This window comes from Texcoconibacillus texcoconensis (assembly GCF_014202575.1).
GTDB lineage: Bacteria > Bacillota > Bacilli > Bacillales > Salisediminibacteriaceae > Texcoconibacillus > Texcoconibacillus texcoconensis.
In genome coordinates this window covers 182273-196360 of sequence record NZ_JACHHB010000003.1, presented here as the reverse complement: position 1 = coordinate 196360, position 14088 = coordinate 182273, and the positions used below count along the sequence as shown (strand labels likewise).

Sequence of the window (14088 nt, the reverse complement as noted above, 5' to 3'; positions counted from 1 at the left end):
GGTTTCACTGTGAAGGTACCAACGAAATCTTGGACGCTCATGTATCGAATTTATAAACAAGTTATTCCACGCGTTCATGCATATTTAGAAGAGTGGAAGGCTTTTGCGTTACGCATTCCTGATGAGGAATTAAGAAAACAAGCGTTATTAAGTATTGAAACAAAAACCTTTCATTGTGAAGGAGGCGCCGTCTACGGACTGTTGGCAGGAGAAAAAATCGATGATGTGATTCGTTTTATCGTCGCATATCAAACGATTAGCGACTATCTGGACAATTTGTGTGACAGGAGTACATCGATGGATCCGTATGATTTTCGAGCTCTTCATGAATCAATGACACATGCGTTAACACCAGGGGCTCCTACTGAAGATTATTATCGCTTTCGTGCAGAACAAGAGGATGGTGGATATTTACAATCTCTTGTTCAAACGTGTCAAAATACAGTGAGTGCACTGCCGAACTATGAGTCTGTTCGCAAAGCGAACCTTGAATTAGCGAGCTACTATGCTGACTTACAAGTTTATAAGCATATTCACCCTGATAAGCGTGTCTCGAAATTGAAAGCATGGTTTGAGTCAAACAAAGAGCATATTTCACCGATGCGTTGGTACGAGTTTGGTGCGTGTACAGGGTCTACGTTAGGGATATTTTGTTTGACAGCTTATGCTGCAAACGAAGATTTTTCCCCTTCTTCAGTCGATGTAATAAAAAACGGCTACTTTCCGTGGGTGCAAGGTTTGCATATTCTCATGGATTACTTTATTGATCAAGAAGAAGACAAGGCAGGCGGGGACTTGAATTTTTGTTTTTACTATGAAGATGATGAGGACATGATTGCACGAATGCAAATATTTGCTGAGAATGCAGAAAAAAGTATTGCTCGTTTACCTGATGCATCTTTTCATAGACTGATTAATAAAGGTTTACTTGCGATTTACTTAGCTGATGAGAAAGTCAAACGTAATCCAACACTTGAAAAGCAGGGGAAGGCGTTACTTCGTAATGGCGGGGCACCATCTATATTCTTCTATGTTAATGGTTGGATGTATCGGAGAAAAAGTAAAACTTAAAAAAAGAGGGGATGTCGATCAAAAGGAAGGACCTTATCCGATGGCATCCCGCTATGAAAAAGTGTGTTTCTTAATTAAATAGATGGTTGCTGGAGGCTTTCTCCCCCACTTACAATGACGTCTAGACGTCCAGTTTCAGGACAAATAACAAGGCCGTGAACGGTTGTTCCTTGTGGTAGTAGCGGGTGTTCACACACCATTTCGACACTTTGCTTAACGTTTTCCTCAACAGATTCAAAGCCAGACAACCATGTTTGCATATCAATATTCTTATCAGAAGACAGTTCAGAAATTGTTTCATTTAGAATGCCGCGATCTTTCGCCTTTGATAAAACAGATTCAGATGATAAACCGGACATGCCGCATCCGTGGTGGCCAACGATAAAAACTTCGTCGGCACCAAGTTCATAAATGGCAACAAGGATGCTACGCATGACACTACCGTATCGGTGATCAATCGTGGCGCCAGCATTTTTGATCACCTTAGCTTCACCGTGATGGATGTTCATTGCTTGGGGCAACAAATCTGTTAAGCGCGTGTCCATACACGTTAATAGGACGATTTTTTTGTCGGGAAATTTTGTCGTTTTGTATGACGCATATTTTTCATCGTTCACAAATGCTTCATTATGCTTCAAAATGTCATGTAGTTGAGTCACCTTTTCTCCCCTCCCTCCCTATCTACTTTCTCTTTTCAATCACCCAAATAAAGGGTGGGTGATTTTTCTGGTTCACATACTTATACTCTAATACACTGGCTTGTGATTGATCAAATGATTGAACATACGTTTCTAATGATTGTTTTTCGTTTTTTCCTTCTTCATGGCCATGGTAGACGACGAGCACGATCATTCCACCTGGGCGAAGAAGTTGGAAAAGCTGTTCGACAGCTGTGATCGTTGAATGAGGTTTCGTGACGATGGTTTTATCACTTCCGGGTAAGTAACCTAAATTGAATACAGCTGTATCGATACCGTCGAATCCAGCTTCACGAATATAATCAGCAGCTTTTTCGTGTCCATCGTTTATTAGTTGGACACGTTCATTTAAGCTATGATCAAGCAACTTTTGTTTTGTCGCATCAATCGCTTGCTGTTGCACATCAAAACTAAACACGCGTCCAGTTTCGCCGACGAGGTTAGCTAAATATGCCGTGTCGTGACCATTTCCAGCGGTAGCATCAACGGCAACCCCGCCATTGTTTACAGATTGATCAAGTAATGTTCTTGCAAATGGAAGAATGCCTTCTAAACTCATGACTGATTCACCTTTTCAACATTTGCGTATTTGCCTTGCCAGCTATTTCGTCGTTTCATTTCCGCATCGATGGCATTTAATACTTCCCATTTGTTTAAACTCCACATCGGACCGATCATCAAGTCAGCAGGTCCATCCCCCGTGAGTCGATGGATGACGATGTCGTTTGGTATGACTTCAAGTTGATCGCAAACGAGTTGAACGTAGTTATCGAAGCTAAGAAATTCAAGTAATCCTTTTTCATATTGTTTGACCATTGGTGTGCGTTTTAATAGGTGGAGTAAATGAATTTTGATTCCTTGCACATCTAACTTAGCGACCTCTTTTGCTGTCTCGAGCATCATCGCAGGTGTTTCGCCTGGAAGTCCGTTAATAATGTGTGAGCAGACACGGATGTTGTGTTTTCTTAGTTTTTCAACACCTTCAACGTAACATTGGAAATCATGGGCGCGATTAATCAAATCACCTGTCTCATCATGCGCTGTTTGTAAACCGAGTTCGATCCAGAGGTACGTGCGCTCATTGAGTTCGGCTAAATACTCGACGACATCATCAGGAAGGCAATCTGGACGAGTGGCGATGGATAGGCCAACGACGCCTTCTTGTTCTAAAATGGCTTCATACATTTCTCGTAATTCTTCAACAGGAGCGTACGTATTGGTATAAGCTTGGAAGAAGCCGATGTATTTGCCAGATTTCCACTTTTTATGGGAGCGTTCTTTTATGGTTTGAAATTGTGTAATGAGGTCGTCTTTACGGCTGCCTGCAAAGTCTCCTGACCCGCGTTCACTACAAAATGTACACCCCCCACTTGCGACGGTGCCATCCCTATTTGGGCAGTCAAATCCCCCATCCAATGGTACTTTAAATACTTTATCTCCAAATTGTTGTCGTAGATGAAAGTTCCATGTATGGTACCTTTTTTCACCGAATAAAACAGGTTCATTCGTTGTTGTATTTGTCATCAATTTCTTCCTTTCAGGTAAAAATGTCTTCAAATGCTTGAATTGTTTGTTTTATATCATTTTCTTGGATATGAAGGTGAGTCGTTAAGCGAATCGCCTCAGGACTTACAGGTACACCGAGGACATCACGTTCTTTTAATAAAGAAAGTAGCTCATTACTTGTCATATTTTCATCTTGTACGCTTGCGATGACCATATTTGTATCGACTTCGTTATCAATTGTAATATTGCTGATGTTTCTTAATCCGTCTGCGAGCATTTTAGCATGTTTATGATCGTCGACCAAACGGCTCGTATTCTCCTCAAGGGCGATAAGAGCTGCAGCGGCAAGTACACCTGCTTGCCTCATGCCTCCTCCTAATCGTTTGCGCCATACGCGAGCTTCATCAATGAAAGATTTATCACCTACGAGTGCTGAACCTACAGGTGCACCGAGCCCTTTTGAAAAGCAAATAGATATACTATCAGCATATTGTGCGAACGTTTTTGCTTCGAGGTTCGCAGAGACGGCAGCGTTAAATAATCGAGCGCCATCGAGATGTACGGGGATATTATGACGCTGAGCTAACTCGTAAGTTTGTTTCATATTTTCTAAGGGAACAAGGGAGCCGCCACTTTTATTGTGTGTATTTTCTATACAGATCAACCCAGTTTTTGGAAAATGGATATCATCTGGACGAATAGCCCGTTCCACTTCCTCGAGGTCGAGTACCCCTCGTTTGCCAACAAGCGTCCTTGGTTGAACGTTAGCAAGTGCACTCATTGCACCGCCTTCGTAATAAAACAAGTGAGACGATGCTTCCAAAATCACTTCTTGACTTGGAGAAGTTGCTGTTAATACAGCAATTTGGTTACTCTGTGTTCCGCTAGGGACGAAAAGGGCATCCTCTTTTCCGAGGTTTTCCGCAATTCGCTCTTCCAGTTTTCGTACTGTTGGATCCTCTCCGTATACATCATCGCCTACTTCACCTTCATACATGGCTTTTCTCATTTCTTCAGATGGTTTTGTAACCGTATCGCTTCGTAAGTCAATCATTGAAAAAACTCCTTCCCGCCGATGTTTCACTATTTCATATATATTTAAAATGAAAAGTATTATCCGTCTTGTAAAGAGCAAGGTTCTTCAATATTAACATAGGGATAGGCTTCTAGATAGATGGGGGTCAGTGGAACTAAACGGTTTTAAGTTGCGAGAATGGTTTTATTCTTCTAGAATTGTTTAGTGATTCGAAATTAAGGGGAGTAATACTGATGGTAACAACGTTAAAAACGCTTATAACTGCACCTAAAGCATTCATACGAGGGTTGGCGGAAATGCCGAAAGCACTTTGGTTGCTCGTAGTTGGTATGATTATCAATGTAACAGGTGCGTCGTTTATTTGGCCTCTTAACACAATATATATTCATGGAGAATTAGGGCGATCATTGACGATTGCTGGAACGGTTCTTGTATTTAATGCTGGCGCAGGAATGGTTGGTAATTTAATAGGAGGATATTTGTTTGACAGAATTGGAGGGTATCGTTCCATTTTACTAGGTATCATGGTTACGATGGCTAGTGCGTTCACATTAGCGGTTTTTAATCATTTTGAAGCGTATGTCATCCTGCTTATCGGGCTTGGTTTTGGAGCAGGGATCATCATTCCTTCGATGTATGCTTTAGCAGGTAGCGTGTGGCCAGAAGGGGGGAGAAGGCCGTTTAATGCCATTTATGTAGCACAAAATGTTGGCGTATCTCTAGGTACGGCCCTTGCTGGACTTGTGGCATCTTATCGCTTTGATTTGGTTTTTCTTGCTAATGGACTCATGTATACCCTATTTTTAGTGATTGCTTTTTTCGGCTTTCGTTATTTACAGCCGAAAAAAGATGTATCCAGTTCTGGTAGTGGTTTACTGCAAACAGATGGGATACAGGAGCATAAAAAACGTTTTCGTGCTTTACTCATTTTGTGTGTTGGCTTTCTTATCTCATGGATTGCTTATGTACAATGGCAAACGACAGTGTCTGTTCATACGCAAGATTTAGGGATCCCGTTGTCTCAGTATAGTTTGTTATGGACGATTAATGGAGCAATGATTGTGTTTTGCCAACCGTTTATGCGTATGTTTATCCAACGTTGGGTACATTCGTTAAAGTCGCAAATTTATATTGGACTTTCGGTATTTATGGTGGCTTATCTTATCCTTACACAAGCTGAAATATTTACGGCTTTTCTTGCCGCGATGATCGTTTTAACGATTGGGGAAATGTTTGTTTGGCCGGCTGTACCGACGATTGCTCATCAATTAGCGCCAGAAGGGAAGGCTGGTTTGTTCCAAGGGATTGTTAATAGTGTTGCCACAGGAGGAAGGATGATCGGACCATTGTTTGGAGGCTTTATGGCTGACGTTTTTGGCATGCAGGCGTTATTTTACGTTCTTGTTGCTTTGTTTATCATCGGTTTTGTTACGACGAGCATTTATGATCGTCGTATTGATAAAGGACCTAGCAATCAAACTGTTGCGAGAGAGGGAGCATGAGGGTTATCGAGGCATGCTCCTCGATCCTGAATTGCTTGTTGCTCGTGCCCAAGGCGTTTCAGCTTTTCTGGTAACTTGACATTTGTACTTGTCCTTTCTACAATACATATTATACATAACGGATGATGAATGATGTCGAAATTGAAAAACGATGAAGAGGAGTAGTAGTGAAGTTTGCGGTGTTTTTAGAGAGATGACGGTCGGTGCAAGTCATCCACTCGCGCTCACGAACTCGCCTTGAAGTTGCAAGAGTGAATTGATTTCCTAGCTCTTGTCGTTACCCTCGTTACGGGTGAAAGTGAGTACGCGTTGTACTAAGCTGGGTGGTACCGCGGGAAGGTAAAGATGATACCTCTCGTCCCTTTATTGGGGCGAGGGGTTTTTTTGATACCGAAGACAAATTCATCAATCGATAACATTCTGAAGGAGGCGTATTGTCATGGCTTTTGATCACCAACAAATTGAAACGAAATGGCAAAAGTATTGGGAAGAGAACAAAACGTTTAAAACGACAGAAGATCGCCAAAAGGAAAAGTTTTACGCTTTAGACATGTTTCCGTATCCATCGGGTTCTGGTTTACATGTTGGACATCCTGAAGGGTATACAGCTACTGATATTTTATCGCGCATGAAGCGGATGCAAGGCTATAACGTATTGCACCCAATGGGATGGGATGCTTTTGGTTTACCTGCAGAGCAGTTTGCGCTAGATACAGGTAAGCACCCACGTGAATTTACGATTGCCAACATCGATAACTTCCGACGCCAAATTAAATCACTCGGTTTTTCTTACGACTGGGACCGTGAAGTGAACACAACAGATGAGTCCTATTACAAATGGACACAATGGATTTTTATCAAATTATATGAACGCGGTTTAGCGTACATCGATGAAGTTCCAGTAAACTGGTGCCCTGCATTAGGTACTGTTCTTGCAAATGAAGAAGTCGTTGACGGTGTCAGTGAACGCGGGGGACACCCTGTTGAACGCCGCCCGATGAAACAATGGATGTTAAAAATTACTGCGTATGCGGATCGTTTGTTAGAAGATTTAGAAGAGCTTGATTGGCCAGGTAGTATTAAAGAAATGCAACGCAATTGGATCGGTCGCTCTGAAGGAGCAAACATCGATTTTGATATTTCAGGTCATGATGCGTCTTTTACAGTATTTACAACAAGACCTGATACGCTCTTTGGTTCCACATATATTGTCCTTTCCCCAGAACATGAACTTGTAGAAACTATTACGACAGAAGATCAGCGCGAAGCTGTGGATGCTTATCAAAAGAAAGCAAGTGAAAAGAGTGAAATAGAAAGAACGGAATTAACTAAAGATAAAACAGGCGTTTTCACAGGTGCTTATGCTGTGCACCCGATCACTGGTGGCAAGTTGCCGGTTTGGATTGCTGATTACGTGCTTATTAGTTATGGAACAGGTGCGATTATGGCGGTTCCTGGTCACGATGAGCGTGACTACGAATTTGCTAATAAGTTTGATCTACCGATTCAAGAAGTCGTCTCAGGTGGTGACTTGTCAAAAGAAGCGTACACGGAAGATGGGCCACACGTAAACTCTGACTTTTTAAACGGATTGTACAATCAAGAAGCGATCGCGAAAATGATCGATTGGTTAGAAGAAAACGGAAAAGGTGAGCGTAAAACGACGTACCGTCTGCGCGATTGGTTGTTTAGTCGCCAACGTTATTGGGGTGAACCCATTCCAATGATTCATTGGGAAGATGGTTCGATGACACCGATACCAGAGGAAGAATTACCGCTTACGCTTCCGGATATGGATGAATTTAAACCTTCTGGAACAGGTGAATCACCACTAGCAAACAATGAAGAATGGTTATACGTTTATGATGAAAAGTCAGGCCTGAAAGGGCGCCGTGAAACGAATACGATGCCGCAATGGGCAGGAAGCTGCTGGTACTACTTACGTTATATTGATCCAGACAATGAAGAGCAGCTTGCAGACCCTGAAAAATTAAAACATTGGTTACCTGTCGACATTTACATTGGTGGAGCCGAGCACGCTGTTCTTCACTTGCTGTACGCTCGCTTCTGGCACAAAGTGTTATATGATATTGGCATTGTTCCAACGAAAGAGCCGTTTCAAAAGTTATATAACCAAGGGATGATTCTTGGTGAAAATAACGAGAAGATGAGTAAGTCGAAAGGCAATGTCGTAAATCCTGACGATATTATTCAAACCCACGGTGCAGATACGCTTCGCTTGTATGAAATGTTTATGGGGCCACTCGATGCATCTGTAGCATGGAGCACAACAGGCCTTGATGGGGCGCGTCGTTTCCTTGATCGTGTATGGCGCTTATATGTTACAGATGAAGGTCAATTAAATTCGAAAATCACTGACGATGCGAATATCAATTCAGAGTTTGAGAAGACGTATCACCAAACGGTGCAAAAAGTAAGTGAAGACTTTAAACACTTACGTTTTAATACAGGCATTTCACAAATGATGGTGTTTATTAATGAAGGCTATAAACAAGAAGTGTTACCAAAGTCATTCATGGAAGGGTTCGTAAAACTTCTCGCACCTGTTGCACCACATATCACTGAAGAGTTATGGCAGAAGCTAGGCCACAGTGAAACAATTAGTTATGAAGCATGGCCAACGTACGATGAAGACAAACTTGTTGATGATGAAGTGGAAATTGTCGTACAAGTAAATGGCAAGGTAAAAGCAAAAATAAAAGTAGCAAAAGATGCGACGAAAGAAGAAATGGAAGAGTTGGCCAAGAACGAAGAGAAAATGAAAGAGGAATTGGAAGGGAAAACAATACGGAAAGTGATCGCTGTTCCAGGGAAACTTGTCAATATTGTTGCCAATTAATAAAAAAGCAGCTTTCTAGAAGGAGTACAGACTCCTCTAGAAGCTGCTTTTTTGCATTAATGATTGTTGTATTGAGACTCCTCACCTGCCGCTTTGCCAGCGGTAAATCCTGTTGAGAAGGCGACAGTAATGTTATAGCCACCAGTATAACCGTGAATATCCATCACTTCACCACAAAAGTGAAGACCTTGTATCCATTTTGATGCCATACGTTTTGGGTCCACTTCTTTCGTAGAAATCCCCCCACCTGTAACAAATGCTTTATCAATAGGAAGGGTTCCATTTGTAGATAAGGGTAACGACTTGAGTGTATTTGCAAAACGCTCAAGGTCCTGTTTTGAAAGAGTAGAAACCGTATGATAAGGGTCAATCTCTTGTTGCTCTAAGATCGCATCTAGCAGTCGTTCAGGAACAAAAGATTTCCAAATATTACGGATCGCTTTTTTGGGTTCCTGTTCAAGTAAAGATCGTAATTGATCGATGAGCGCATTGTTAGATTGAGAGGGGAATACATCTAACAAAAGGTTCACATCTTGAACGTGATGTTTTTTCAATGCTTTTACGACAAACTGACTACACCTAAGTGCAATCGGACCGGAAAAACCAAAGTGTGTAAAAATCATATCGCCAACATGAGATATGAGCGGTTTGTTTTTCTTTGGGTCAATGACGCTTAATTTGACTTCGCGCAATGATAGTCCTTGTAATTTTTTCGATTTTATAAGTTGGTCTCTAGAAGTAAGTGGAACTTCGGTTGGGTATAGTTCTGTCACCTTGTGGCCAGCTTTTTCAACCCATGGGTACCCATCACCAGTACTACCAGTATGAGGAACAGACTTCCCGCCAGTAGCAATAATCACGGCGTTTGTTTCAAGGCGTTCTCCGCCTTCAATGTGGACCGCTTCAACAGCTGTTTGATCATCGCTGTAGTCAATATCAATCACGCGTGTGTTTTTTCGAATGGATACACCGAGCCTATGAATTTGATCTAAAAGTGTACGCACGACAGTTACCGCTTTGTCATCCACTGGAAACATGCGACCGTGGTCCTCTTCTTTTAAACGAATACCTAAGCGTTCGAAAAAATGTATAATGTCTTCATTATTGAATACGGAAAATGGACTGTACATAAAGCGACCATTCCCAGGTATGTGTTCGATGAGCTGCTGTTCCTCCATTCGGTTCGTTACATTACAGCGTCCTCCGCCAGATATGGCGAGTTTTCTTCCTAATTTATTCCCTTTATCGATGAGTAGAACTGAAGCCCCTTGTTCTCTAGCGGCTATTGAAGCCATAAGGCCAGCAGGTCCCCCACCGATCACGATGACGTCCCACGCCATAGGTTATCACCTTTTTCCTAACTTGATATATTTACTTATTTACCTTATCAGACAAAAGATCGATTGCAAAACTTCTTAGTAACTTCTTTAAAAAAATTGTCGTGTTCAGCGAATGTGTATTCGTAAACAAGTCGCTATTGATAAAAGCGATGAAAGAAAGAGTGGTTACTTGTTGCCAACCTTTTTTGTTATTGTAGAGGAAAAGAAAGGAGGAGCAAGCAACGTGAAAACATTAAGTGTAAAGACGAAAGCAAGAGACGAAATGATTGATATTTCATCAGACATTGAAACTATCGTGGCAGAGTCAGGCGTGCGTGAAGGGGTCGTACATATTGCTTCAGCGCACACAACAGCAGGGATCACGATTAACGAAAATGCAGACCCAGACGTAAAAAAAGATATGATTATGCGATTAGATGAAGTATTCCCTTGGGAACATAAAAAAGACCGTCATATGGAAGGGAATACTGCAGCACATTTGAAAACAAGTACGGTTGGACCGCAACAAGCAGTTATCATTCAAGATGGTCGGCTCGTTCTTGGTACATGGCAAGGCATTTACTTCTGTGAGTTTGATGGGCCGAGACATCGTAAAGTCAATGTGAAAGTGATCGCAGGATAAAGGTATAAGGGGCAGACTTCTTTAATGCATGTCTGGCCCTTTTTTTATCGAACGAAGCGGGCGATCTATGGTACAATGCTTGAAGTGTGTTTTCATTAAGTGATGAAACTTGAAAGGAACGGGAATAGAATGTCAAATAACCAACTCGTCCGTGGAACGATGATTTTAACAGCAGCTATTTTTATTTCGAAAACACTAGGATTATTATACATATTCCCTTTTCAAGCGATCGTAGGCCTCGACGGCTTAGCGCTTTATAATTATGGCTATACACCTTATACCGTGTTACTAAGCTTAGCGACACTTGGGATACCGCTTGCGGTTTCGAAGTTTGTATCAAAATATCAAGCTTTAGGGGATTTTCGAACAGGGCAAAGGTTGTTCCATTCAGGACTTCTCGTCATGACAGTGACAGGATTTTTTGCGTTTTTATTATTGTTTCTTCTAGCTGAACCGATTGCTAGACAAGTGATTGACCCGAACAATATGGAAGGTAATGATTTGGCAGATGTCGTATTTACGATCCGAATGGTAAGTGTTGCTCTTCTTATCGTACCGATTATGTCGATTGTTCGTGGGTATTTTCAAGGGTTTCAATCGATGGGACCGACTGCCGTTTCACAAGTCGTTGAACAACTTGTAAGAATTGTATTTATTTTAACAGCAGCTTATCTGATTATTCATATATTTGAGGGCGAGCTCGGTGTTGCTGTAGGATTTGCAACATTTGGGGCGTTTATTGGTGCGCTTGGTGGTCTTGTCGTCTTATTTATATTTTGGTGGCGAAGGAGAAACGCGATTTCTGTACAAATTGAGCAAAGTGAGGTTGACCATCGTCTTCCTTTAAAGCAAATGTACAAAGAGTTAATCGCATATGCGTTACCAATTTCGTTTGTCGGCTTAGCGATTCCGATGTTTCAAATGGTCGATTTATTTACATTTAACCAAGCGATGATGGACATTGGATTTGGTCAAAATGAGGCGGAAAGATACTTTGGCGCCTTTACATCAGCTTCTCACAAGCTCATTTTAATCCCTGTTTCTGTAGCAACGGCGATGTCACTGACGATTTTACCAGCACTAACAAAATCATATACACATGGTGATCATGAGGGGTTAAAAAAACAAGTGACACAAACGTTCCAGATTATTTTATTTATTAGTGTACCAGCGGGAATTGGTTTATTTTTGCTAGCTGATCCGGCTTATGCAACGTTATTTGGACTTGATGATCTAGAAATTGGTGGAGATATTTTGCAATACTACGCACCGGTTGCGATTTTGTTCTCAGTGTTTCCGGTTTCTGCTGCACTGCTCCAAGGAATAGATAAGCAACGATATGCTGTCATTGCACTAACGGTTGGCGTGTTGTTAAAAGCGTTGTTAAACACACTGTTAATCAGTTGGTTAGGGGCAACGGGGGCGATTTTTGCAACAGCGATAGGGTATTTAGCTGCGATTGCAATAACGATTTGGGCGATCTCTAAGTATACGTCTTATAACTATGTGTTTCTCTTGAAACGTTCACTTCTCATTGTGATGTTCACGTTTGCAATGGCTGTTGTCGTCATTTTAACGAATCGGTTGCTTCAACAATGGTTCCCGTTAGAATCATGGGGCAATAGCCTAATTTCTTTAGCTGTTCCAGTTGTAGTCGGGACGCTTACGTATTTCTTATTAACTGTACGTTCTGGTTTAGCTGGAGACGTATTAGGACATCGCTTTCGTTTTCTTAACAAAAAAAGACCTCTACAGCAAAAAGAATAGACCGTGAAAGAAAGCATTTCTTATCTAAAAGTAACGGTTTACTTCAGAGGTGCAAACAATCAAATCACAAAGGAAAACGCATTGATTTTCAAATAGAAAATCACATGCGTTTTTTTTATTGCGATATATCAACGTTTCATCACCAAATAGTGGTGAAATCTCATAATTAATTCCTGTTGGAGAAAAATACGCTGCTGATATGTGAACTAAAGGTCGAGTTTCGGACAGTTTGAGTAGCAAAAGCAGTAGACCTGTCCGAAGGTAGGAGATGTTCGGACAGTTTGAGTAGCAAAAGCAGTAGACCTGTCCGAAGGTAGGGGATGTTCGGACAGTTTTGGGAGCAAAAGCAGTAGACTTGTCCGAAGGTAGGGGATGTTCGGACAGTTTGAGTAGCAAAAGCAGTAGACCTGTCCGAAGGTAGGAGATGTTCGGACAGTTTTGGGAGCAAAAGCAGTAGACTTGTCCGAAGGTAGGGGTTGTTCGGACAGTTTGAGTAGCAAAAGCAGTGGACCTGTCCGAAGGTAGGAGATGTTCGGACAGTTTTGAGAGCAAAAGCAGTAGACCTGTCCGAAGGTAGGAGATGTTCGGACAGTTTTGAGAGCAAAAGCAGTAGACCTGTCCGAAGGTAGGCGTTCTTCGGACAGTTTGCAGAGGAAAAAGGGTAAACTTGTCCGAAGCCAAGGAATGTTCGGACAGTTTTGGTAGCAAAAGCAGTAGACCTGTCCGAAGGTAGGCGTTCTTCGGACAGTTTGCAGAGGAAAAAGGTAAACTTGTCCGAAGCCAAGGAATGTTCGGACAGTTTTGGTAGCAAAAGCAGTAGACCTGTCCGAAGGTAGGCGTTCTTCGGACAGGTTGCAGAGCAAAAGCAGTATACCTGTCCGAACCCAAGTTTATCCGGACAATTGAAGAGAGCCCGAAAAAGCGAAAAAGCTGAAACGGCTCATCATAGGGCATTCGTGAAGATCGATAAAAGATGCCAACTTTTTGTTTATCGATTTGAAATCTAGACATCCTAGAAATGAAATAACGAAAAGGAGACTGGTATATAATGACGAACATTCTTATCCCCTACTATAGTTCATACGGACATGTATATACGATGGCGCAAGCAGTTCAAAAAGGTGCTCAAGAAGCAGGAGCTGATGCGAAAATGGTTAAAATTCCTGAATTTGAGGCAACAAAACAAGCAATGTCTTCGCAAGAGGCTTATGTTGAGGCGCAAAAAATGCAAGCGGAGGTACCTGAAGCAACTCATGATGACTTAAAATGGGCAGATGGTATTATATGGGGGATTCCTACCCGATATGGGGCAATGCCCGCGCAAATGAAACAGTTCTTAGACGCTGCAGGGGGACTTTGGGCAAATGGTGAGTTAGAAGGAAAAGCAACAGCTGTGTTTACGAGTACTGGGTCTGTTCATGGTGGACAGGAGACAACAGCGATTACTTCGATTGTTCCACTTCTTCATTTTGGGTTAATTTTTGTAGGGTTACCGTACGGCGAAAACCCGGAGCTTATGTCATCCGATGCGATCGGTGGCTCACCGTACAGTGCATCGACAATTGCAGGTACGGATGGAAGTTTGCAGCCAGATGAGCGAGATTTAACGATGGCCCAACGATTAGGTGCTCGTGTAACGCGTGTTGCAGGTGCCTTGCATAATTAAGCATGTAAAACGAAGTAAAG

11 protein-coding genes and 1 other annotated feature are annotated in these 14088 nt (G+C 42.0%); of the genes, 6 read left to right on the top strand and 5 right to left on the bottom strand.

Annotated features, from left to right (window positions below; all coding sequences use genetic code 11):
• Positions 1–9 precede the first annotated feature (9 nt).
• Complete coding sequence (locus tag HNQ41_RS04715) at positions 10–1071, top strand: tetraprenyl-beta-curcumene synthase family protein (protein WP_343043328.1); 1062 nt, start codon at positions 10–12, stop codon at positions 1069–1071.
• 74 nt (positions 1072–1145) lie between these two features.
• Here the strand turns inward: HNQ41_RS04715 and HNQ41_RS04710 are convergent, their stop codons facing one another.
• The 4 genes from HNQ41_RS04710 to ltaE are packed head-to-tail and all read right to left on the bottom strand — an operon-like array spanning position 1146 to position 4329.
• Positions 1146–1730 carry a carbonic anhydrase gene (locus tag HNQ41_RS04710; protein WP_184663270.1) on the bottom strand — a complete coding sequence of 195 codons (585 nt, stop codon included), beginning with the start codon at positions 1728–1730 and terminating at the stop codon, positions 1146–1148.
• 22 nt (positions 1731–1752) lie between these two features.
• Positions 1753–2328, bottom strand: coding sequence for a tRNA 5-(aminomethyl)-2-thiouridylate-methyltransferase MnmM (gene mnmM / locus HNQ41_RS04705; protein ID WP_184663269.1), 576 nt, complete (start codon positions 2326–2328; stop codon positions 1753–1755).
• Positions 2325–3293 carry a tRNA modification radical SAM protein MnmL/YtqA gene (gene mnmL / locus HNQ41_RS04700; RefSeq protein ID WP_184663268.1) on the bottom strand — a complete coding sequence of 323 codons (969 nt, stop codon included), beginning with the start codon at positions 3291–3293 and terminating at the stop codon, positions 2325–2327. Before mnmL ends, mnmM begins: the two co-directional genes overlap by 4 nt.
• 13 nt (positions 3294–3306) lie before the next feature.
• Positions 3307–4329 carry a low-specificity L-threonine aldolase gene (gene ltaE, locus HNQ41_RS04695; RefSeq protein ID WP_184663267.1) on the bottom strand — a complete coding sequence of 341 codons (1023 nt, stop codon included), beginning with the start codon at positions 4327–4329 and terminating at the stop codon, positions 3307–3309.
• 278 nt (positions 4330–4607) lie between these two features.
• On the opposite strand from ltaE, the gene HNQ41_RS04690 reads away from it, so the two are divergent.
• Both HNQ41_RS04690 and leuS read left to right on the top strand, forming a co-directional pair.
• Positions 4608–5813, top strand: a complete 1206-nt coding sequence (locus HNQ41_RS04690) for an MDR family MFS transporter (protein WP_184663325.1) — start codon at positions 4608–4610, stop codon at positions 5811–5813.
• A gap of 142 nt (positions 5814–5955) precedes the next feature.
• Positions 5956–6179: a binding site (T-box leader), on the top strand.
• Between the two features lie 73 nt (positions 6180–6252).
• Positions 6253–8673 carry a leucine--tRNA ligase gene (gene leuS / locus HNQ41_RS04685; RefSeq protein ID WP_184663266.1) on the top strand — a complete coding sequence of 807 codons (2421 nt, stop codon included), beginning with the start codon at positions 6253–6255 and terminating at the stop codon, positions 8671–8673.
• Positions 8674–8729: 56 nt separating this feature from the next.
• Here leuS and HNQ41_RS04680 read toward each other — a convergent pair whose 3' ends face one another.
• Complete coding sequence (locus HNQ41_RS04680; protein WP_184663265.1) at positions 8730–10013, bottom strand: BaiN/RdsA family NAD(P)/FAD-dependent oxidoreductase; 1284 nt, start codon at positions 10011–10013, stop codon at positions 8730–8732.
• Between the two features lie 223 nt (positions 10014–10236).
• Between HNQ41_RS04680 and HNQ41_RS04675 the strand changes: the two genes are divergently transcribed.
• From HNQ41_RS04675 to wrbA, 3 genes are all read left to right on the top strand, one after another.
• Positions 10237–10635: a secondary thiamine-phosphate synthase enzyme YjbQ gene (locus HNQ41_RS04675; RefSeq protein ID WP_343043327.1), complete on the top strand. Its 399-nt coding sequence runs from the start codon at positions 10237–10239 to the stop codon at positions 10633–10635.
• 129 nt (positions 10636–10764) lie between these two features.
• Positions 10765–12402 carry a putative polysaccharide biosynthesis protein gene (locus tag HNQ41_RS04670; RefSeq protein ID WP_184663263.1) on the top strand — a complete coding sequence of 546 codons (1638 nt, stop codon included), beginning with the start codon at positions 10765–10767 and terminating at the stop codon, positions 12400–12402.
• A gap of 1048 nt (positions 12403–13450) precedes the next feature.
• Positions 13451–14068, top strand: coding sequence for an NAD(P)H:quinone oxidoreductase (gene wrbA / locus HNQ41_RS04665; RefSeq protein WP_184663262.1), 618 nt, complete (start codon positions 13451–13453; stop codon positions 14066–14068).
• Positions 14069–14088 lie beyond the last annotated feature (20 nt).